Genomic DNA, 23,038 nt, shown 5'->3' on the forward strand with positions numbered 1-23,038 from the left:
CCGTTATGCAGCGGTCAGACCCAAACGGCCAACAGGTGCGCAACCCCTTGCCGTTTCGGTTGACCCGGCATAACCCGCGGGCGCCGGAGCGATGTACACCCCCTCCCGGAATATGAGACATATGAAAGAAAAACGGATTCTGATCGTCAACCCGGACACCCGGGCCTGCGACACCCTGGAAGAGACCTTCTACCGGGCCGGGTACCTTGCGTACACGGCCGCCAACGGTTTGGAGGCTGAAAAACTGGCCCTGATCCTGCTGCCCGACATCACCATCCTGGCCGACAGGCTTCCGGACGGAAACGGGATCGGCCTTCTGCCCGATTTGATCCGGCACACGCCCGACGGCCTGTTTTTCATTCTCACGGACAAGGGCGCCGGAGACAGCGTCGTGCCCGACCGGTTCAAGGAGCATCTGTACTTCATCCATCAGGGCCTACCGCCGGAACGGGTGCTGAAATCCGTGTCCCACATCGCCGAGGTGGTCGAACTGCGCAGGGAAAAACTCAGCACAGAAAGCTCTCTGCGCAAGCGCAACCGCGAGCTGGAGGAAATCAATCAGCGGCTTCGCCAGATCGTCGAATCCACCCGGAGGCTGACCTCGTTCAGCGGTACCGGGGACATCGGCCCCGTGATTCTCCACGAATTCGCAGGCAACATGAACGCCGGGGGCGGCAGCCTCTTTCTGCATCAGGCCGAAGCCCTGGTGCTGTCCTGCTGCCTGGACCCCGGCCATGTGCCCGACCGGCTGCCCCTGCCCCTGTCCGACCAGTCGGTGCTCAGCCGCGTCCTTGCAAACAACGAGGCGGTACTCATCGAAGACATCCACAAGGAATACCCCATCGGGACCAGCGGCTGGACCGGGTATTCGGACCCGTCCCTTTTGGTCTTTCCCCTGCTCGAAAAACAGGGAAACATCATCGGCGTCATCACCCTTCACAACAAGAAAAATCCACCGTTCACCACCCAGGACCGGGAACTGGGATCCATCCTGGCATCCTACGGCAGCGAAACCCTTCGGGCCACCCAGGCCATCGAACGGCTCCGCCAGAGCGAGGAAAAAGCCCGGATCATCCTTGAAGCCAGCCCCGATCCCGTGGTGGTGTTCGATAATGAAAAACGGGTCCGGTATTTCAACCCCGCCTTCACCCAGGTGTTCGGCTGGACCCTTAACGAGCGCATCGGCCAAACCATGACCGAATTCATGCCCGAAAACACCCTGGCCGAATCGTTGATGATGGAATCCATGGAAAAAAAAGGGCAGATCTACCGGGGCATCGAAACACGGCGCTACGCCAAATCCGGGGCCGTCATCCCCGTCAGCATCAGCGGGGCCACCTTCAGCGACAGCAGCGGAAAGGTTCTGGGCAGCGTCAGGAACATCCGGGACATCACCGCCCAGAAGACCCTCGAAGGCCAGCTGGTGCAGAGTCAGAAGATGGAGGCCATCGGCACCCTTTCGAGCGGCATCGCCCATGATTTCAACAACATTCTCTCGGCCATCTTCGGCAATCTGGACCTGGCCCTCATGGATCTTCCCGAAGATCTTCCGGCCCGCCGGAACATCGAAAACATCGGCAAGGCGGCCCACCGGGCCAAGCATCTGGTCAGCCAGATCCTCTCGTTCAGCCGGAAAGACGACGGCAACCCCGACGACCAGCAGAAAATCCACCCCCATCTGATCATCAAGGAGGCCCTGTTTCTGCTTCGGGCCTCCCTGCCCTCGACCATCGAGATCAAGGAAACCTACATGGACAAGACCGGCACGGTCCTGGCCAATCCCACCCAGTTCCACCAGATTATCATGAACCTGTGCACCAACGCCCACCACGCCATGAAGGACCGGGGGGGAACCCTGTCCATCCGGCTGGAAAAGATCCCCGATCCGGACCATCCCGACGGCCCCGACTTCGTGAAGCTGACCATCAGCGACACGGGATGCGGCATGGACGAGCACACGGTCAAGCGTATTTTCGACCCCTATTTCACCACCAAGGACAAGAACCTGGGCACCGGCCTGGGGCTGTCCGTGGTCCGGCGCATCGTCGACGACTGCAAGGGAAAGATCTCGGTGTTCACCCATCTGGGGCACGGCACCCGGTTCGAGTTGCTGTTTCCCGAGGCCGGTGAGCAGACCCGGCGCTCCGACGGTCCCGCCCACGTCGTCGGCCGGGGCTCGGGCAAGGTGCTGTTCGTCGATGATGAAAAAGAGATCGCCGCCCTGGGCCTTTCGTTGCTCCAGCGACTGGGCTACACGGTGGTGGCCCAGACCCGGCCCATGGAGGCTCTGGATCTGGTCCGCAAGGCCCCCCAGGCCTTCGATGTGGTGATCACGGACATGACCATGCCCAAAATGACCGGCATCCGTCTGGCCGAAGCCCTCAAGACCATCCGGCCGGATCTGCCCATCATTTTGTGTACCGGATTCAACCCCTCGGAAATCGAAAGCAGCATTCCGGAGGGCGTCGTGGATGCCGTTTTGAAAAAACCCGTGGGGCTTCCCGACTTCTTCACCGTCATCAGCGGCCTGATGGAAAAAGCCGGGCCGCGACGCGATCCCTCGGTTTCAGAGCTGCATCTTCATCCAACATGACGGAAACGGTCGGATTTTCTTTACCTGGACGGCGTTAACGGATATATAGGCTCATAAAAAAACGTCACACAACGACTGCGGGCCATACAGGGAAAGGGAAACACCGTGATCAAGAAAAAACCGGCCGGGGATACGCTGAAAAAACAACTGACGGAGAGGGCCAGGGACCGGGTGCATACCTTTGTCCTGAAAGGCGGGCTGTTCCGGGGGGCCTTCATCAACGGCACCCGCATGGTCAATGAAATGCGGGCCAATTTCGACTACGGCATTCTCGAAACCTTCACGGCCGGCCAGGCCTATCTGGCGGCGGGTCTTCTGTCGTCCACCCTCAAGGGGCACGACCGTCTGAACCTTTCCATCGACTGCTCGGGCCCCATCAAAGGCCTGTCCGTGGACGCCAACGCCTTCGGCGAGGTACGGGGCTACCTCAAACAGGCCCCCATCCCCCTCACCGGGCCCCTGTCGGATTTCAACCTCTCCCGATTCTTCGGCAGCGGGTTCCTGACCCTGACCAAATACCTGGAAGACATGAAGCAGCCTTACACCGGACGGGTGATGCTGGCCCACGGCAACATCGCCGAGGACCTGGCCCACTATTTCGTCACCTCCGAGCAGACCCCCACGGTCTTTGCCCTGGGAATCCGGTTTGACACGGAGGGCGCCGTGGCCGGGGCAGGCGGCCTGTTTCTCCAGGCCATGCCCGGGGCCGACGACGCGCTTCGGGGCCGCCTGGAAGACCGGATCAGGGATTTTCCCTCCCCCGGGAGCCTGATGGCCGAGGCCCGGGACCCCGAAACCGTCATTACCGATTTTTTTTCAGACTACACCCCCAAATGCCTCAGCCGTGAGCGCATCGAGTTCTTCTGCCGCTGCACCGAAGAAAAGATTTCAGGCTACCTTTTCATGCTGCCCCTTTCGGATCTGGCGGAGATGGCCGAAAACGGGCCCTTCCCCGTGGAAACCCGCTGCCACAACTGCGGAACAATCTACCGCTTCTCCAAAGGCCAACTGGAAGACATGCTGGAAAAACGCCGGAATGCCTGACCGACACCACCCTATCACCCCGGAGCAAAGGAAACCGTGATGGACGCCGCGCCCTCCCCGAAAAAAAAGAAGGAACACAGCCAGTTCGGCCTTTTGCGTGAAAAACGCTTCGCCCCCTTTTTCTGGACCCAGTTCGCCGGGGCCTTCAACGACAACATTTACAAGAATGTCCTGATCCTGATCATCGCCTTCCAGGCGGCCGGGACCGTTCCGGGCCGGTCGGACATCCTGATCAACATGGCGGCCGGCCTGTTCATCCTGCCCTTTTTCCTGTTTTCGGCCTTTGCCGGACAGATCGCCGACAAATACGAGAAATCCCGGCTGATCCGGGTGGTCAAACTCTGCGAGATCGTGATCATGATCGCCGCCGCCGTCGCGCTTTACTTCACCGCCACCACGAGCCTGATGGTGCTTCTGTTTTTCATGGGCACCCAGTCCACCTTTTTCGGCCCGGTCAAATACAGCATCATTCCCCAGCATCTGGACGACACCGAGATCATCGGCGGCAACGCCCTGGTGGAAATGGGCACCTTTGTCAGCATTCTTCTGGGCACCATCGCGGGGGGAATCCTGGCCCAGCAGGACCGGATCTGGCCGGCGGCGGCCGTGATCGTCACCGCCGTCTGCGGCTGGCTGTTCAGCCGGGGCATCCCCGAAGCGAAACCGGCCGACCCGGACCTTAACATCAGCTGGAATCCCCTGACCCAGTCGTTCCGGACCCTGGGGTACGCCGCCAAGGACCGGACGGTGCTTTTGTCCATCATGGGCATTTCCTGGTTCTGGTTTCTGGGGGCCAGCTACCTGACCCAGATCCCCAATTACACGAAAAACGTGCTGCACGGCTCCGAATCCGTGGCCACCCTGCTTCTGGCCATGTTTTCCATCGGCATCGGCGCCGGGTCCCTTCTGTGCGAACGGCTGTCCGGAAAAAAGGTGGAATACGGCCTTGTGCCCATCGGTTCTTTGGGCCTCAGCATCTTCGGCCTGGACCTTGCCCTTTCCTACCATGCGCCCGATCCGGGGAGGCTTCTGGGGGTGCTTGACTTCATCCGGACCCCGGGCAGTATCCGGGTGCTGTCGGACCTGATTCTGATCGGCATTTTCGGGGGGCTTTACATCGTTCCCCTGTTCGCCCTGGTCCAGACCCGCAGCGAGATCGAGGTCCGTTCGCGGATCATCGCGGCCAACAACATCATGAACGCCCTGTTCATGGTGGTGGCGGCGGCCTGCGGCGCCCTTTTTCTGGGGGTGGCCGGCCTGTCCATTCCCCAGTTTTTCGGCGTGCTGGTGCTGATGAACCTCACGGTGGCGGTATTCATCTACTCGCTGGTACCCGAATTTACCATGCGCTGCCTGATCTGGCTGCTGACCCATGTGTTCTACCGCATCCGCCACGAGAATCTGGATCTGATCCCCACCGAAGGCCCGGCGGTCATCGTCTGCAACCATGTCAGCTACGTGGATGCCCTGATCATCGCCAGTCTGGTCAGGCGTCCGGTCCGGTTTGTGACCTTCAAGGGGATATACGACCTGCCTGTTTTGAATTTCATCTTCAGAACCGGCAAGGCCATCCCCATCGACTCGCGATCAAAGAATCCGGACGCCTATGAGAAGGCCTTCGACACCATCGCCCGGGAACTGGAGGACGGCCAGATCGTCGGCATCTTCCCCGAGGGCATGCTGACGAAAACCGGTGAGATCAACGAATTCAAAAACGGCATCGATAAAATCCTGGCCCGCAACCCCGTGCCCGTGGTGCCCTCGGCCCTCTGCGGGCTCTGGGGCAGCTTCTTCAGTCACAAGGGCGGACCGGCCCTGACGCGCCTGCCCCGGCGTTTTTTTTCACTCATCCACTACCGGGTGGGCCGGGTGCTCACGCCCGACGAGGCCACGGCGCCGGTTCTTTGGGAGCATGTGGCCCGGCTGCGGGGGGATGACAAATGATGCGCGTTCCCCCCGGATCGGGATCACGATCGTCACACACCGTGAAGGTGAGCGAATGTCACATGGGATTGCCCGGATGTCCATGGAATTTATCTTGACATTCGGGCCATTGCCCCATAATAGATTCAGTTTACGAAACGGATAGTTGGGAGTATGTTTTTTCAGCCCCGGGGGGCCGATGAACCCGACGTCGGGCCGTGCGGTGTGACCGTGCCGCACACCGCGCCCGCCGATCTCAGACGGACACACATGAACCAAGGAGCACTTTATGTCTACGCCTACGAAAATAACGTTGACCGATGATGACATCCCTCGCCAGTGGTACAACCTGGCCGCCGATCTTCCCAGTCCCATGAACCCGCCCCTGGGTCCGGACGGGAATCCGGTGACCCCCGAGATGCTGGCCCCGGTCTTCCCCATGAACATCATCGAGCAGGAAGTCAGCCAGGAGCGGTGGATCGACATTCCCGAGGGGATTCTCGACATGCTCTACCGCTGGCGGCCGTCCCCCCTCCACCGGGCCAAGGCCCTGGAAGAGGCTCTGGGAACACCGGCCAAAATCTATTATAAAAATGAAAGCGTGTCCCCGGCCGGCAGCCACAAGACCAACACCGCCGTGGCCCAGGCCTGGTACAACAAGGAATTCGGCATCAAAAAAATCACCACCGAGACCGGAGCCGGCCAGTGGGGATGCGCCCTGTCTTACGCCTGCGCCCTCTTGAAACTGGAGTGCAAGGTCTACATGGTCAGGATCAGCTTTGACCAGAAGCCCTTCCGCAAGACCATGATGGAAACCTGGGGTGGACGCTGTGTGGCCAGCCCCAGCACCGAAACCCAGGCGGGCCGGGACATCCTGGCCAAATTCCCCGACACCCCGGGCAGCCTGGGCATCGCCATCAGCGAAGCCGTGGAAGAAGCCGTCACCGACCCCACCGGCAAGACCCGTTATTCCTTAGGCAGCGTACTCAACCACGTGATGCTGCACCAGACCATCATCGGCCTTGAAACCAAAAAACAGCTGGCCAAGGTCGGCATCGACAAGCCGGACACCATCATCGGCTGTGCCGGCGGCGGCAGCAACTTCGCCGGTCTGGCCTTCCCCTTCACCTACGACAAGATCAACGGTGCGGACATCGAAATCATCCCCGTGGAACCGGCCTCTTGCCCGACCCTGACCAAGGCGCCGTTCATGTACGACCACGGCGACGTGGCCAAAATGACGCCGCTTTTGCCCATGCACACCCTGGGGCACAACTTCATCCCGGCCCCGATCCACGCCGGCGGCCTCCGCTATCACGGCATGGCGCCCCTGGTGTCCCACGCGGTGGAAGAAGGCCTGATGAGCCCCCTGGCCATCAACCAGCTGGAATGCTATGAGGCGGCCCTTCTGTTCGCCCGCACCGAGGGTCTGATCGTGGCCCCGGAAACCAGCCACGCCGTGGCGGCCACCATCCGCAAGGCCAAGCAGGCCAAGGAAGAGGGCAAAGAGCGGGTGATCGTATTCAACCTCTCCGGCCACGGCCTGATGGACCTTTACGGGTACCAGCGCTTCATGGCCGGCGAACTTCGGGACAACGCGCTGTCCCAGGAGGAACTCTCCGCCTCCATCGACCAGATCAAGGATCAGCCCAAGGCGTCCGTCAAGAAAAGCGGCCGCTGGTAGACCGTTAACGGCCCTGATCCGATGACGTGACCCCGACAGGACGCCCCGCCCACGGCGGGCGTCCTGTCGGACGACATAAAAAGGCGTCTTCGATGAAACGATACGATGACCAGACGATATACTGCCGAATGCTGGGCCACGCCGTGCACTTCCGATACTGCCGGACCACCGTGGACCAGACACCCTGCCGGAAAATCATGGACTGCTGGTTTGAAACCCTCCCCATCCGGGACTATCTGGACGAGCACTTCAGCCCCGAGCAGCTCGCGGCCTTTTTCAAGCCGCCCGAACCCAAGATGACCTCGCTTCTGGACCTGATCGAACAGGCGCGGAAACGAACCAAAACCCCATCATGACGGCCTTCTTTTTCCCACTTCCCAGCCTCGGTGACGGTTTTTCGAAAAAACTGCGGATTCATGAACGGCTTCGTAAAACGTTTGAGATCAAGGCTTGCGAAGCCCGAGGAATGAGGCGTACTTCGGGTACGCCGCAGTGACGAGGGCTGACGCGTAACGCAGATATCGGACGTTTTACGAAGCCGTCAATGAACGTTGTTTATAAATTATAACCACCGGCTTTACTTTTAAATCATATATTGATAAGCCATGGTGAAACCGGAGCATCGGGGGGATGCTCCCATGGGGGTGAGCCCCGGAACCGCCAGGGTAAACCGGCCTCACCATGCACAAGGGATTTATGTTGCTGACGACCATTCTTACGGACAATGCGGATCTTTACCGGAACCAGCCCGCGCTGATCGAGCGGGTTCCCGAACGTGGCCTGCGCCGTGAAATCACATGGAAAACCTTTGACGAACAGGCCAACCGCATGGCCCATGCCCTTGCCGCTTCAGGGGCAACTAAAGGCGACAAGGTCATCCAGCTGATGACCAACTGCCTGGAATGGCTGCCGACCTACTTCGGTATCCTGAAAACCGGCGCCTGGGCCGTACCCCTGAATTTCCGTTTCGATTCGGAAAAAATCGCCCTGTGCACGGACACCTCCGAAGCCTCGGTGATGATCTTCGGCGAGGAATTCATTGACCGCGTCGAGGCCGTCAAAGCGGACCTGGACCGTCATATTCGGACCTATATCTTCCACGGACCCGACGCCCTCCGTCCGGCCTACGCCCTGTCTTTGGCGGACATCCTCGACAACGGCCCCGCCGACGACCCAAAGGTGCCCCTGAGCCCCGACGATGAGGCGGCCCTGTACTTCACCTCCGGCACCACCGGGGTGCCCAAGGCCGTGCTTCTGACACACCGGAGCCTTTACTCCGCCTGCGAGGTCGAACAGGCCCACCACGGCCAGACCCACAAGGACAACTTTCTGTGCATCCCGCCCCTGTACCATACCGGGGCCAAAATGCACTGGTTCGGCAATTTTCTGGTGGGAGCGAAAAGCGTGATCCTCAAAGGCGTCAGTCCGAAATGGATCCTCGAAGCCGTGAGCGAAGAGAAGGTGACCATCGTCTGGCTTTTGGTCCCCTGGGCCCACGACATCCTCATCGCCGTCGAAAACGGGGAGCTTACCCTTTCCGATTACGCCCTTGACCAGTGGCGGCTGATGCACATCGGCGCCCAGCCCGTGCCGCCCTCGCTGATCGAGAAATGGAAAAAGGTGTTCCCGAACCAGGATTACGACACCAACTACGGCCTGACCGAGGCCACGGGGCCGGGCTGCGTCCATCTGGGCCTGGGCAACGAGCACAAGGTGGGCGCCATCGGCCTTCCGGGCAAAGGATGGGAATGCATGGTGGCAGACGGAGACCTGAACCCCCTGCCCGGCGGCGAAACCGGCGAACTGCTGGTCCGGGGGCCCGGCGTGATGAAATGCTATTACAAAAATCCCGAGGAAACGTCCCGGTCCCTGGTGGGCGGCTGGCTGAAAACCGGAGACATGGCCCGGACCGATGAAAGCGGGTTCATCTGGCTGGTCGATCGTAAAAAGGATTTGATTATCACCGGCGGAGAGAATATATTTCCCGTTGAGATCGAACACTTTTTCATGACCCATGACGATATTCAGGATGTGGCGGTGATCGGGGTCCCTGATGAACGGCTCGGCGAAGTGGCTGCCGTGATCATCCAGATGAAAGCCGGCCGCGACATGACCGACGAGGATGTGAACCGGTTTGCCCAGGGCCTGCCCCGATACAAGCGGCCGCGCGTGATCCTCTTCGACGACATCCCGAGGAACCCCACGGGCAAAATCGAAAAACCGAAACTGCGACGAAAATATATCCGATCGGGCAGGGATTACGGCAAACTCCTCGCCTGACGACAGACGGACAACACCCGGCCCCCAATGATGCCGGCCTGGTGAAACGTCAATGTTTGGAGGCTTCGTAAAATGTTCGAGATCAAGGCTTGCGAAGCCCGAGGAATGAGGCGTACTAAAGGTACGCCTCAGTGACGAGGGCTGACGCGTAACGCAGATATCGGATGTTTTACGAAGCCGTCAATGGTATCAATCAAAGTGTGGGACAGATATGAGTGTGTTATCGTATTTTGACGAGGTGCGGATCAAATCCGTGGAGGACATTCTCCATGGGGAACTGATCGACTCGGGCATGCATCAGGCGATCCTGACGGACACCAGCGGCAATATCGTGGCCCAGTACAACAGCGGAGACGTGCTGTACGACGCCATGTCCCTGGCCGTGCTGGCGGCCAGCAACATCAGCTCGCTGAACGCCATGAGCCGGATCATCGGCGAAGAGGAGTTCCCCATGTTCATCCTGAAGGGGGAGCGGGACAACATCCACTTCAACAAAGTCACCCATGACCTGTTCCTGATCACCATTTTTCATCGGGATCTGTCGGTGGGGTTTGTCCGTAAACGGATCGACGTGACCATTGCGGCGATCCAGGAACTGATCAGGCATTGCCGAATCCCCTGACCAACGGTTGTGACGCCGCGCCATGTACAAAAAATTCTTCGGATTCAAAGAAAGACCGTTCCAGCTTGTGCCCAATCCGGCCTATCTGTACCTGAGCAAGTGCCATGAGGAGGCCCTGGCCCATCTGACCTATGCCATCGCCCAGGGAGACGGCTTCGTGGAGATCGTCGGCGAGGTGGGCACCGGCAAAACCACGCTTTGCCGTGTCTTTCTCGAAAGCCTCACCAGCGAGGTCGAAGCCGCCTACATCTTCAACCCCAAACTCGATTCCATTCAACTGCTCAAGGCCGTCAACGACGATTTCGGCATCGATTCCCGCCCGGACAACATCAAGGACCTGATCGACATCCTGAACCGCTTCCTGCTGAAAAAAAAAGCCGAAGGGAAGAAGATCATTCTGTTGATCGACGAAGCCCAGAACCTGACGGCCGAAGTGCTCGAACAGCTTCGCCTTTTGTCCAACCTTGAAACCACCACCAGCAAACTGCTCCAGATCATCCTGGTGGGCCAGCCCGAACTGGGGCGGATTCTCGACTCCTACGAGCTGCGGCAGCTGGGCCAGCGCATCACCCTCTCCTGCCGCCTTTTGCCCCTGTCGCTGGTGGAAACCCTGGAATACATCCGCCACCGGCTGTACGTGGCCTCGGGCCGGAGCACCACCAAATTCACCTCAGGAGCCATCCGGGAGGTCTTTGGCTATTCCCGGGGCATTCCCCGGCTGATCAACATCGTCTGTGACCGGTCGCTGCTCACCGCCTACGTGCTTGCAAGCCCCAAAATCACCCGGGCCATCGTGCGCAAGGCCATCTGTGAACTGGAACGGCCCCAGGGCTCGCGACGACGCCTGGCTGTTCCGGCAGCTGTGGCCGCCCTGACGCTGGCCGTCCTGATCGTTTTTTTCGTTTTCCAAAACGGCAACGGCCCGTCTCTGACCGATCCGGCTCCGGCCGAGGCCACCGCCACCTTTCCCATCCCCCGGGAGCGGCATACCATTGTCCGGCCCGACCCGGCCCCTTTGCTTTCCGCCCCAAAGACGCCTTCACCTTCCGAAGAGCCCGCCCTTGAGGCATACAGCCGCCGGGCCGTGCTCCAGACCGCCCTGCGCCTCTGGGACCCCGGATCAAGCATTTCAGCCAAGCTCGATTCGGTTGCCGACGACGGCGCCTATTTCAACATGGGGGCGCGGATCAACGGATTTTCACTGTTTGCCCTGGGCGACGATCTTTCGCTGATTTTCACCCTCAACCTGCCCCTTTTGGGTGAATTTTACATGCCCGGCTTCGACCGGCCCCTCTACCTGGTGCTCACCGGCATCCGCGGCGAGGTGCTGACCTTCGACTGCGGCAACGGTCAGAGCCGCACCCTCAGCTTTATCGAAGCCGATCAGCAATGGACCGGCGTGGCCTACGTCCCCTGGAAAAACTTTCTGGCCTGCGAGGGCGTTATTCCCGACAACGCCCCGGAATCCTCGGTGATCAGTCTCAAGATGCTGCTGGTGGACCTGGGCTACGCGGACATCGCCCTCAACGGTGTCTACGACGATCATACGCGCCGGATCGTGGCGGATTTCCAGGCCCGCTACGGCATTCCCGCCGACGGGCGGGTGGACGACCTGACCAAGATCCTGCTCTACACCGAAAAGAAACTGTTCAACGTGCCCTCCCTGGCTTCGGACGGCATCGTCGCGGAGGCCGGCACGTGAGCTCGATCCTCGACGCCCTGAAAAAACTTGATCAGGAAAAAGACGAGCCCCCGAGGAACATCGACTGGCCCCAGCCCATCGACACCCGCTCGGCCCTCAAACGCCGACTGAGCGGCCGATTTCCCATCAAATCCGGCCTTGCCGGACTGATGGCCATTCTGGTTTTCGGAGGCGCAGGATGGCTTGCCTTGACCCTGCCGTTCGCCTCCGGCCCTCGGGATCAGGCCGTCACGCCGACGCCTGTGCCCCCGGCCCCGACGGCCGAGCCCCCGATCGTCGCCGACGCCCCCGAACCGGCCGAGCCCCGGCCAAGACTGCCCCGACCCGTCGACGACGCCTCAACCGTTCAGGTGCCCGATCCCGCCGAACCGCCGCTTCACTCCGACGCCCACGAGCCCGACAGGGTCGACCCGTTCCCATCGTTTTACAACAAACCCGCTGTGGCCGCCGTCACCGTCCCGCCCGCCCCGACGGCCGACGAGGCCATAGACCCTGCCATGGCCGACCTGCTCACCCGCGTGCCCCAGGAGCTTCTGCCCCCCCGAAAACTCGTCGACAGCGGCTGGCTGACCCTCCAGGCCATCTCCTGGTCCGAGACCCCCGAGCGGCGCATCGCCGTGATCAACGCCCAGCTGCTCAAGGAAGGCCGCCGCATCGACGGCGCCCTGATCCGCCGCATCGACCGGGACTACGTGGTCATCGAAAAAGACGGCGAACAGCTGATGCTGCCCTTCGGCAATCACTGAAGCGCATCGCCCCCCTGCTCCCGACGAAACAGACGATTGCCGACATGCGGATGTTCATTGACGATTGACAAATCGGCTTTTCTCATATAGCGTTTGATCGCCTTTCCACGGGATATCATGATCCCCGGAGCATCCGATGGTTCCGGCGGGTTCACGGATACCGTGCTTTCAATCACTGTCAATGAAAACGACGGACGCGGGGTTGATGTTCCCCGTTCAAGGAGACCCGATTTATGTTCAAATCCATGAAGCTTCAACCCAAACTGCTGCTCATCGGCTGCCTGATGGTGATTGTGCCCCAGCTGATCATCTCGGCCTTCACCCTGGTCCAGAACAAAAAACTTCTGAACCATACCGTCGAGGAAATGACCCGGCTGACCTATGCCGACCTGGACCACATCGTCCAGTCCATCCACGGCATGGTCCGCTCCCACCAGGACGTCAACGAAATGAACATCAAAAATTCCCTGAACGTGGCCCGGGACATCGTTCTCAACAACGGGGGATTTTCCTTTGGGGACCGCACGGTGAAATGGCAGGCGGTCAACCAGTTCACCCAGGAGACCTCGGTGGCGGAACTGCCCCAGATGAAGGTGGGAGACCAATGGCTGGGCCAGATCTCAAACGCCAAGTCCAACGTCCTTGTGGTTGACAAGGTCCGGGAGCTCGTGTCCGTGACCTGCACGATCTTCCAGCGGATGAACGCCAACGGCGACATGCTCCGGGTGGCCACCAACGTCATCAAGAAAGACGGCAGCCGGGCCATCGGCACCTTCATTCCCGGCGTCAACCCCGACGGGAAGCCCAACCCGGTGGTTCAGGCGGTCATGCGCGGTGAGACCTTCGTGGGCAAAGCCTTCGTGGTCAACGCCATGTACATCACGGCCTACGAACCGATCAGGGATGCGTCCAACACCATCGTGGGCATGCTGTACGTGGGGGTTCCCATGGAAAGCGTCCAGAGCCTTCGGCAGACCATCATGGACGTGGCGGTGGGCGACACCGGCTACGTCTGGGTTCTGGACAGCCAGGGCAACTACGTGATCTCCGACAACGGGGAACGTGACGGAGAAAACATCCTGAACGCCAAGGACGATGAGGGAAACTTCTTTATCCGGGACATCATCCGCAAAGCCCGGGAACTCAAGCCCGGTGACGTGGCCGAGCATCGTTACCCCTGGAAAAACGCCGAAGACGGCAAGCCCCGGATGAAAATCGCGAAAATCACCTATTTCGAGCCCTGGGACTGGATCATCGGCGCCGGCTCCGTTGAAGAGGAATTTCTGGCCTCGAGTACAAAAATCAAAGCGGCGGCCCTGCGCAACACCGTCCTGCTGGTGTCCATCTTCCTGGTGTCCCTGCTTACGGCGGTCTGGGTCTGGACCCTCATCGCCCGCCAGATCACCCGGCCCATCATTGCCCTGATCGACGCGACCGAAAAGATGAGCCTGGGCGAACTGGACATCGCCATCGACATCACGTCCCAGGATGAACTCGGCGCCCTGGGTCAGGCCATCAAACGCATGCAGACCAGCCTTAAGCTGGCCATGATGCGTATACGCAAGGAAAAGTAACCGACGCTCTTTTACTTTAAGGTCGAAACGCAAAAACCCCCGTGACGGCTGCCGTCACGGGGGTTTATTTTTGGTGTATCCAAAGGCGGCCCGGGCCTTCGATCAGAAGCAGGTTTCCAGAACGTTTCGCCGGAAGGTCAGGCTGAGGGTGTCGTCGGGAATTTCCTTGGCGATCATATGGACAAAATCCTTGGCGATCATTTTGGGAATCTGATCGGCATCGAGTTTCAGGGTCGCAAGCACCTCATCGACGATCATGCCGCCGATGGGTCCAACCAGTTCAATAAGTGTTTTACGGATGTTTTCGGCAAAGATCGAATCCATGCAGTCAAAATGTTCGATGACCTTGATCACCTTCTGTTTGTGCAAGGCCGAAAGCTTCTGCTTGAGGAGGGCCGGACTGATCGGCAGTTCCTTGCCGATCTGGCGGGCCGACTTTTTCTGTTCGATGAGCGCCAGAATCTGAAGATCCACCGAGTCCAGGGAGACTTCCGAGTCAAGGAGCGACCCGGTCCGCTTGAAAAAATAATCGGTCTGACTTGCCATATCGCTTATCCTGTGGGGTGCCTCACGGGGTTGATGATAAAAGACGATGCCGGAGCCTGAGCCCCCGCCTTTCCGGCCGTATGTCCGTCATACCGGAGGGGGTGCCCCGTTTCTCTGCCGTCTCCTCTGCCCGAAGCGCCGGACCACGGTTCACATCGTGTGCGTCGCAAACAGGGGGGTTCCCATGCAAAGAAACGTCTTCTCATTGAAATCACATGAAAATCAGGGCTTTTTGGAAAGCATCGTCCCATTGAAAGATGTTTGTATAGCACCAAAGCATGGGGCTGTCAAACACTGATATCACCCGGCAAAACGGAACAGACGGTGGGAAAAACGTTCACGGAAGATACGCAGAAGATAAGGCGGGAGTTTAGTCTTGCATTCGGCAACCATGCTGTTAAAATATCGTGATTTTGACTTGCACGGGTTTAATGGTGATGATCTCGTAAAAAGTAAGTTTTTGGACGGCTTCGTAAAATGTTCGAGATCAAGGCTTGCGAAGCCGTAAGGAATGAGGCGTACTTAGGGTACGCCGCAGTGACGAGGGATGACGCGTAACGCAGATATCGGACTTTTTACGAAGCCGTCAATGGTCGATTAATGAAAAACGAGCGCCGGAAAAAACACAAAAGTCCCTGGATCATTCTGGCCCTTGCCCTGACGGGCTGGCTGGCTATGCTGCCTTTTTTTTCCGAAGCGTTCTTTTCCGGGCTTTTCTTCATGCCCTTTGTCGGGGCCGTGGCCGCCGTCGTGGCCAACATCACCCCCGCCGCCGCCGGAATCATCTATTTCCCCATCCTGACCCATCTGAGCGTTTCACCGGTGACCGTCGCCCAGTTCAACCTGGCCATCCAGGCCTACGGCATGGGCCTTGGCACCTTCCGCTGGTTTCTTTTCAACCGGAGGCTGTTCCTGTTCAACGTGCTGCCCCTGTCCATCGCAGGCGGCCTTCTCGGGGAAATCGTCAGCATGGTGATCTATCCCATAAGGGCCCCGGAAATGCTGACCCTGATCTTCAACGGCATCGCCTTCGTCTTCACCCAGATCATCTTTTTCTCCCTGCTTCGAAACACAAAATACCCCAACAACAGCTTCACGCTGACGGCGTCAAGCGGCACGGTGCTGTTCGCCGTGGCCTTCGTCGGCGGGCTGCTCTGCGGCTGGATCGGCTTCGGCATCGACACGATATTCTATTTCATGATGACCATGGTCTACCGGATCAACCCGGCGGTGGCCATCGTGACCAGCATCGCCCTGATGGCCGTGATGTCCATCACCGGCACCCTTTTCAACGTGTTCATCCACAACGTGCCGTTCACCCTGTTTTACAGCGCCCTGCCCGGCGTGACCCTGGGCGGCCTGTTTCTGGCGGCCTACATCGCCGTCCGCATGGGGCCCCGGAACATCCTCCTTTTGTTCACCTTTTTCCTGAGCGCCGATTTCTTCATGACCCTGTGGACCCAGCAGACGATCCCCATGAGCGAAACGATCCGCAAGCTGGTCATCTACGTTCTGGTCTTCTACCTCCTGGCCATTCACGTCCGGATCATGCGGAACCAGTCCCGCGCCGTCGAGCGGCGGGGAAAAGACCAGGGGTCTTACGATTCAACGCCGCCCGCCTCCGAATCGTAAGCGTTCAGAACAATTCCACATTGTCCCCAAAATCTTCGGACTCTTTTCGTTTGGGTGATTCGCCCTCGCCGTCGGCCTGCTGTTCCCCGATATCCTCTTCGGCCGGGATCTTCCGCTCAGCCGGAGCGTCCGGCTCATCCGTGGCGCTAAGGGCCTGTTCATGGGCCCGGCGTTCGCTTTCCATGGTGTAATGATCGGTTCGGATCATGCCGGGGGCGGGGGCGGGGGAAGAATCCAGCCCTGCCGCGGCGGAGCCCTCTGCGATCATCGGAGACAGACGACGGATCAGCGCGTCCAGATCCTTCAGCCGGCCTGAAAAAAACGCCCGGTGCTCCCGGGTTTGCCCGATGGCCTTCTCAAGACCGGCAAGGGGTTCGACCATGGCCTCCCGGTGAGACGCGACTGTTTGACGGATCCGGGCCAGATCGTCCATACCCCGGGTCAAATCGTATCCGTCATCCGCATCAAGGGAGCTGCCCCCGGACCGGTCATCGGCAAGCAGACCATCGGTCAGGGACTGAACCGTTCCGATGATGCGGATGACCTGTTCGACAAAGTCATTGGCCGCCCGGGAACTGGTGGTCACTTCCTGGGCAAACACCTCGATGCTCCTGCCCCGGTCACCCAGGTGGGCGGCCTTGATAACGGCGTTGAGGGCTTTTCGATGAAGTTCCAGGCTGATCCGTTTGACCGCCGCGACATGACGCTGGAGACGTGCCGCGGCGGCAGCACCGCGGGTCACCTGATCGGTCACGGCCTCCGACAGCGTGAGGCATTCGTCGCGAACGCCGGAAAGCGATTTCAGGCAAGCCGACAGACGCTCCACGGGATCCTCGCCGCCGGGATTATCCCCGGTCGAAAGGCCCGGGGATTGGCGGTACAGCCCGGCCACCTGGTCATCGATCCCCTCAAGGGCCCGGGCCATGCCGTCGACGGCGTCCGCGATATCCCGATAAATACCGGAAAGCTGGCGTTCCTGAATCCTGAGAACCGTCACGGCGAACCGGATCCGATCCCGACCGCCCCGCCAGGCAAAACGGACGGACGGCCCCTTGAGCTGATCCGCCGCTTCCGTCAGGGCGGCAATGATATGATCGATCTTCTGACGAACGATATCGTGAAACTGGAGCGCCACCACAATCTCGGCGGCCCTATCCCCGATCCGGCGGACACAGTCGGCCGCAGCGTCCATGGATGCGCAGGTGCCGTCCATCAGTCCCGTCAGGGTCCGGGCGGCCTGCTCCATATCGTTTCGGGCCGCCCGGGCCAGCTCCGACATCCGGACAAGATGGGCCTGGCCGGCGTTGAGTGCCGCCCGATGGTCCCGACGGATATCCTGCGCCTCACGGTCCAGATCGGCGGCCACCTGGCCGATGTCCACGGCCAGAGCCCGGACTTCTTCGGTAAACACGGTGAACATGTCCTGCGATGCGTCGCATCGGCGACTTTCAATGCCGATGTTCAGGGCGATCACATTGAGCAGCAGCACGATATGGTTCGACTCGTCGCAGAGCCCGCTCAGTTTGGCCAGGGCCCCGCCGATGTCCTTAACCGCGTCAAGGCGTTTTCCAATGGCGGCCTGCTGATCAAACAGGGCCTCAACAAAGCGGGATGCCCCGTCGGTGAGGCCGGTGAGCCCCGACGCATCGTCCCCGCTTCGGATCAGATCCAGGCATTGAATCACCCGGGCGGTGACATCTCCGGCCTTTTGGTGGATATCCTGAAACCTCCGGCCCAGATCGAGAAAACGGGTCTCGGTCCCGTCCATCAGCGTGGTCAGATCGACAATCAGAGCCCCGATGTCTCCGGCCAGACGATGTCGGATCCAAGTCGCGCCTGAAAAAACACGGCCAAGGATGAGCGCCATGTGATGCGTAATCGTCGGCATGCGTCCCCCATGCGGGTCGGTGTCCGGTTGAGAAGGGAGGCCATGGGCGTCGGTCGGTGGGAACGGTGCCCGTATATTCTCTGATAAATCCGTCAATCAGGCGTCACATGTGTCCCATGGCGTACAGGCCTTCATTCTGCCAGAGCCCCCGGCCCCCGTCAACGTGAAAGATCTCTAAAACGCAGACGTTTTCATCTCCCCTTCAAAATATTCGGAATCGGGATCGAAATCGGATGCTCCGGATTTCATCGCAGGGCAATCGTCTGAACGTGCACTTGGCGTGACACAGCCTGAGGCCGTGGACCATGCCTTTGGCATGGTCTTGTTTTCTCTGTGCCTTGATGTCTTGGTGAGAAAACAAAAAGACCGGCTCACCTTCGGTGAAACCGGTTTTAGGACTCTCACAGAGACACAAAGAAGAGCTCGAAGGAAACAACAACCATCGTGAACATGCTCGTGGCCCTTCACGTGAACGACATGAGCCGGTCACACAGGAGGAGATGCCTTCCATACAATTACCCCGGATTTCATCGTGACAAACCGTCCGGATCATATTAAAACAAAACACCATGACCCTGCCCGGCAGGCGTCCAGTTTTCACCCCCAACGGAGGGAGGCATATCATGATCATCACCTTTTACGGCGGGGTCCGGGAAGTCACCGGCTCCATGCATCTGTTCTCAGCCAACCACGATCACATTCTCCTCGACTGCGGGATGTTCCAGGGCCGGCGACGGGAAAGCGACATGAAAAACAGGGTCTTTCCCATCGATCCTGCCATGGTCACCAACATGATCCTGTCCCATGCCCACATCGACCACTCGGGCCGGATTCCCCTTCTGACCGAAGGCGGGTTCAAGGGTCGCATCATCACCACACGGACCACGGTGGACGCCTGCGAATACCTGCTGCTCGACGCGGGACACATCCAGGAATCCGACGCGGCCTACCTGAACTACAAAACCCTGAGGGGCCATCTGTACAAGCTCCATCAGAGCAACAAAAAGAGCATCTCCAATCGGGAAAAAGGCGAAATCGCCAAACTGCTCAAAAAGGAACGCCACGAACTCAACATCGAAACCATTCACAGCCTGATGGAAGACTACCGTCTTGAGATCGTGGAACCCCTGTACACCCAGGTCGAGGCGAACCGCAGCCTGAGTTTTTTCGACGGCTATCCCTACAAGGAACCGGTCACCATCGGCAAGGGCATGACCGCCACTTTCTACGACGCCGGACACATATTGGGGTCGGCCATGTGCCTGATCCGTTTCCGGGAAAACGGGCGCAGGTGCACGGTCTGCTACACCGGGGACATCGGCCGATTTGACCGGCCCATCCTCAAGGATCCCACCATGGATTTCCCCGAAGAGCACCGGAACATCGACCTTCTGATCATGGAAAGCACCTACGGCGGACGACACCACGAAACCGTGGATGATCTGAAGGAACGCCTGAAAAAGGTGGTCACGGAAACCATCGAGGGCGGCGGCTCCGTGGTGATCCCGGCCTTTGCCTACGGACGAACCCAGGATGTGGTTTACGTGCTCCACGAACTGTACGAAGCGGGTGAGGTCCCCCGGGTTCCGGTCTACGTGGATTCGCCCCTGGCCACCAAACTGACCAAGGTGTTCGGCGAGCACCCCGAAGTCTATGACCGGGAAACCCACAAGGCCTTTCTGGAAAAGGGTCTGAACCCCTTTTCCTTCAACGAGCTGCGCTACACGGAATCCGTTGAGGATTCCATGGAGATCATGAAGGATCCCCGGCCGCACATCGTGATTTCTTCCTCGGGCATGTGTGAAGCGGGCCGGATACTGCACCATCTGCGCTGGAAAATCCACAACCCGAAGAACACGGTCCTGATCGTGGGCTACATGGCCGAGCACACCCTGGGCCGGCGCATCGTGGATCTGGGCTGGGACTATGAACAGTCCGGCCGCAGGGGCCCCGCGCCGGAGGTGAAAATCCTCGGCAAGACTTACCCCCTGAACGCCCGGGTGGTCAAACTGTCCGGATTCAGCGCCCACGCCGACCAGTCGGAAATGACCCGTTTCCTCAAGGAAAGCAACCTTTCGGTCAAGCGGATCGCCGTGGTCCACGGCGAGGAATCCCAGTCCCTCCAGTTCGCCGAACACCTCCGGGATCACGGATTCAACGCCACAGCCCCCCGCCGGGGCGAAGTGATGAAACTCTACGAAGATTAAATGCAAGGAGAATCGCCATGTTCGAGGTCGCCGTCGTCTGTCTGGTTCTGACTGCCCTGTTCGCCTACGTGAATCACAAGTATGTGGGGCTGCCCACCACCATCGGGGTCATGGGCATCGCCCAGGTCTTTTCCTTTGGCCTGGTGGGCCTCAGCGCTTTGGGGCTGGGGTCCCTGCACGACTACGAGGTGTCCCTGCTCTCGTCCATCGACTTTTCCCAGGTGCTGATGGAAGGCATGCTCTCGCTTCTGCTGTTCGCCGGGGCCCTGCATGTGGATCTGTCCGAACTGAAAGCCTACAGCTGGCAGGTCCTGGTGCTGGCCGTCATCGGCACGGTGTTGTCCACCCTGATCGTGGCCGCCGGTCTCTGGTATCTCCTGCCGCTGTTCGGATTTGCCCTGCCCTTCGCCTACTGCCTGGTGTTCGGCGCCCTGATCTCACCCACGGACCCCATCGCCGTCATGGGCATCATGACCACGGCCGGAGCGCCGAAGAATCTGGAGCTGATGATTTCCGGAGAGTCCTTGTTCAACGACGGGGTCGGCGTCGTGCTGTTCGCCCTGGTGGTGGGCATGATCACCAGCGGCCAGAGCCCCACCGTGTCCCACGGCGCCCTGCTCCTGCTCCACGAAGCAGGCGGCGGCATCGTCTTCGGCCTGGTTCTGGGCTGCGTCACCTACCTGCTTTTGAAAAGCATCGAAAGCTACATGGAAGAGGTGCTGATCACCCTGGCCTCGGTCATGGGCGGCTATGCCCTGGCCATGCACCTGCATGTATCCGGCCCCCTGGCCATGGTCATCGTGGGGCTGATCATCGGCAACCACGGACGGCAAAAGGCCATGGGCGACATGACCCGCCAGTATCTGGACATGTTCTGGGAGCTGCTCGACGCCATGCTGAACTCGGTGCTGTTCGTGCTGATCGGCCTCGAGGTGATCATCATCAGCTATTCGGCCGGGCTGCTCCTGGCCGTGATCCCTGTCATCGCCCTGACCCTTGCCGCCCGTCTGATCACCGTGGGCCTGCCCACGGGCCTTTTCAGGAAAACCTTCCGCCTGTCCCGGGGCGCCTGGAAAGTCCTGACCTGGGGCGGGCTTCGGGGCGGCATCTCCGTGGCCCTGGCCCTGTCCCTGCCCAAAGGCCCCGAACGGGATCTGGTTCTTGCCCTGACCTACGCCATCGTGGTTTTTTCCATCCTGGTCCAGGGACTGTCCATCGGCTGGGTGATCCGCAAAAGCGTGCCGGTGTCCCACCACACCGCCGAGCATTGAATTTAAAGGAGTCCGAAAACCATGCCGACCCGCCGAACCGATGAAATGACATCGTTTATCGCCATGGATGTCCTTGAAAAAGCCCATGACATGGAGCGCCGGGGCATCGATATCGTCCATTTGGAAGTGGGGGAACCGGATTTCCCCACGCCGGACTGCGTGAACCGGGCACTTGTCCGGGCCCTGTCCGAGGGCCGCACCCACTATACCCACAGCCTGGGCATCATCGAGCTTCGGGAAGCGATCTGTACGCATTACCAAAAAAGATACGGCGTTTCCGTCACCCCGGACCGGGTGGTCGTCACCTCCGGCACAAGCCCGGCCATGTTCAGCCTGTTCGCCGCCCTGGTGGAACCGGGAGACGAGGTGATTCTGTCTGATCCCCATTACGCCTGCTACCCCAATCTCATTGGTTTCTCAGGCGGCGTTCCGGTCAGGGTACCGGTGCGGGAAGAAGACGGCTACCAGTTCCGGGCGGCGGACATCAAAGCCGCCGTGACCGAAAAAACCCGGGCGATTTTCATCAATTCCCCGGCCAATCCCACCGGCACCCTTCTGTCCGAAGACAACCTCAGACAGATCGCGGACCTGGGGATCATGGTGGTGTCCGACGAAATCTACCACGGCCTGGTCTACGAAGGCCGGGAGCATTCGATCCTGGAGTTCACGGACAGGGCCTTTGTCCTTAACGGATTTTCCAAACTCCACGCCATGACCGGCCTGCGCCTGGGTTACCTGATCGCCCCGCCGGACTACATGGGCGCGCTGCAGAAGATCCAGCAGAACTTCTTTATCTCAGCCAATGCCCCGGTCCAGTGGGCCGGCATCGCGGCCCTCACGGAAAGCCGGGCCGACACCGACCGCATGCGGACCATCTACGACGAGCGCCGCCGCTACATGATCCGCCGCCTCACCGCCATGGGTTTTTCCATCGATCATCCGCCCACCGGCGCCTTCTACGTGTTCGTCAATGCCCGCCACATTTCCGAAGACTCCTACGCCCTGGCCTTCGACATCCTCGACAAGGCCCATGTCGGCGTCACCCCCGGCATCGACTTCGGACCCGGCGGCGAAGGCTACCTGCGCTTTTCCTACGCCAATTCCATCGAAAACATCGAAAAGGGCATGGATCGGCTGGAGCGGTATCTGCAAGGACGAAAAGGCTGAGTAAAAACAACGGTCATTCGCGGCTTTTTCTTCGTATTTTATATTTTCTGGTTATGCACTTGGTTCCAGTGACGCTTCAACCGCGTAATCAATGCCATTAACTTAAAAATATTATCGTTGTCCAGTTGATAGGCAAAGCAACGCGTGCCCATCATGGTC

At 59.7% G+C, this 23,038-nt stretch carries 16 protein-coding genes; 14 read left to right on the forward strand and 2 right to left on the reverse strand.

All coding sequences use genetic code 11. From position 1 onward, the window contains the following. The first annotated feature begins 121 nt into the window (after positions 1-121). The 10 genes from ACYQ11_RS19030 to ACYQ11_RS19075 all read left to right on the forward strand — a co-directional run bounded on the left by ACYQ11_RS19030 (position 122) and on the right by ACYQ11_RS19075 (position 14,168). Positions 122-2,593 (forward strand): hybrid sensor histidine kinase/response regulator, encoded by a 2,472-nt coding sequence (locus ACYQ11_RS19030; RefSeq protein ID WP_459925406.1) that lies wholly within the window; start codon positions 122-124, stop codon positions 2,591-2,593. 105 nt (positions 2,594-2,698) lie between these two features. Then, positions 2,699-3,637 (forward strand): Hsp33 family molecular chaperone HslO, encoded by a 939-nt coding sequence (locus ACYQ11_RS19035; RefSeq protein ID WP_459925407.1) that lies wholly within the window; start codon positions 2,699-2,701, stop codon positions 3,635-3,637. Between the two features lie 39 nt (positions 3,638-3,676). Then, on the forward strand, positions 3,677-5,581 hold the full coding sequence (locus ACYQ11_RS19040) for an MFS transporter (RefSeq protein ID WP_459925408.1): 1,905 nt from the start codon (positions 3,677-3,679) through the stop codon (positions 5,579-5,581). Positions 5,582-5,849: 268 nt separating this feature from the next. Next, entirely contained in the window at positions 5,850-7,244 is a 1,395-nt protein-coding gene (locus ACYQ11_RS19045; RefSeq protein WP_459925409.1) for a TrpB-like pyridoxal phosphate-dependent enzyme, read from the forward strand. A 92-nt stretch (positions 7,245-7,336) separates the two neighbouring features. After that, a complete protein-coding gene (locus ACYQ11_RS19050) occupies positions 7,337-7,600 on the forward strand; it encodes a hypothetical protein (RefSeq protein ID WP_459925410.1) in 264 nt (87 codons plus the stop codon). A 340-nt stretch (positions 7,601-7,940) separates the two neighbouring features. Then, the gene (locus tag ACYQ11_RS19055) at positions 7,941-9,524 is read left to right on the forward strand and encodes a class I adenylate-forming enzyme family protein (RefSeq protein ID WP_459925411.1); all 1,584 of its coding nucleotides are present in this window, start codon (positions 7,941-7,943) and stop codon (positions 9,522-9,524) included. Positions 9,525-9,735: 211 nt separating this feature from the next. Beyond that, positions 9,736-10,146: a roadblock/LC7 domain-containing protein gene (locus tag ACYQ11_RS19060; RefSeq protein WP_459925412.1), complete on the forward strand. Its 411-nt coding sequence runs from the start codon at positions 9,736-9,738 to the stop codon at positions 10,144-10,146. Between the two features lie 22 nt (positions 10,147-10,168). Next, positions 10,169-11,848 (forward strand): AAA family ATPase, encoded by a 1,680-nt coding sequence (locus ACYQ11_RS19065; RefSeq protein WP_459925413.1) that lies wholly within the window; start codon positions 10,169-10,171, stop codon positions 11,846-11,848. Continuing rightward, on the forward strand, positions 11,845-12,594 hold the full coding sequence (locus ACYQ11_RS19070; RefSeq protein WP_459925414.1) for a general secretion pathway protein GspB: 750 nt from the start codon (positions 11,845-11,847) through the stop codon (positions 12,592-12,594). Before ACYQ11_RS19065 ends, ACYQ11_RS19070 begins: the two co-directional genes overlap by 4 nt. A 233-nt stretch (positions 12,595-12,827) precedes the next feature. Beyond that, the gene (locus tag ACYQ11_RS19075; RefSeq protein ID WP_459925415.1) at positions 12,828-14,168 is read left to right on the forward strand and encodes a Cache 3/Cache 2 fusion domain-containing protein; all 1,341 of its coding nucleotides are present in this window, start codon (positions 12,828-12,830) and stop codon (positions 14,166-14,168) included. A gap of 102 nt (positions 14,169-14,270) precedes the next feature. On the opposite strand, the gene ACYQ11_RS19080 is transcribed toward ACYQ11_RS19075, so the two are convergent. Next, a complete protein-coding gene (locus ACYQ11_RS19080; protein ID WP_459925416.1) occupies positions 14,271-14,714 on the reverse strand; it encodes a DUF8082 domain-containing protein in 444 nt (147 codons plus the stop codon). A gap of 600 nt (positions 14,715-15,314) precedes the next feature. Between ACYQ11_RS19080 and ACYQ11_RS19085 the strand changes: the two genes are divergently transcribed. After that, positions 15,315-16,346, forward strand: coding sequence for a sulfite exporter TauE/SafE family protein (locus tag ACYQ11_RS19085; RefSeq protein ID WP_459925417.1), 1,032 nt, complete (start codon positions 15,315-15,317; stop codon positions 16,344-16,346). Positions 16,347-16,350: 4 nt separating this feature from the next. On the opposite strand, the gene ACYQ11_RS19090 is transcribed toward ACYQ11_RS19085, so the two are convergent. Further along, positions 16,351-18,234: a hypothetical protein gene (locus ACYQ11_RS19090; protein WP_459925418.1), complete on the reverse strand. Its 1,884-nt coding sequence runs from the start codon at positions 18,232-18,234 to the stop codon at positions 16,351-16,353. A 623-nt stretch (positions 18,235-18,857) separates the two neighbouring features. Here ACYQ11_RS19090 and ACYQ11_RS19095 point away from each other — a divergent pair. From ACYQ11_RS19095 to ACYQ11_RS19105, 3 genes are read left to right on the forward strand one after another with little or no spacing between them, the layout of a single operon-like run. Next, positions 18,858-20,441: an MBL fold metallo-hydrolase RNA specificity domain-containing protein gene (locus ACYQ11_RS19095; RefSeq protein ID WP_459925419.1), complete on the forward strand. Its 1,584-nt coding sequence runs from the start codon at positions 18,858-18,860 to the stop codon at positions 20,439-20,441. 17 nt (positions 20,442-20,458) lie between these two features. Beyond that, entirely contained in the window at positions 20,459-21,712 is a 1,254-nt protein-coding gene (locus tag ACYQ11_RS19100) for a cation:proton antiporter (RefSeq protein ID WP_459925420.1), read from the forward strand. Positions 21,713-21,733: 21 nt separating this feature from the next. Further along, positions 21,734-22,879, forward strand: coding sequence for a pyridoxal phosphate-dependent aminotransferase (locus ACYQ11_RS19105; RefSeq protein ID WP_459925421.1), 1,146 nt, complete (start codon positions 21,734-21,736; stop codon positions 22,877-22,879). Positions 22,880-23,038: the final 159 nt, after the last annotated feature.

The organism is Desulfatiferula olefinivorans, from assembly GCF_054657895.1.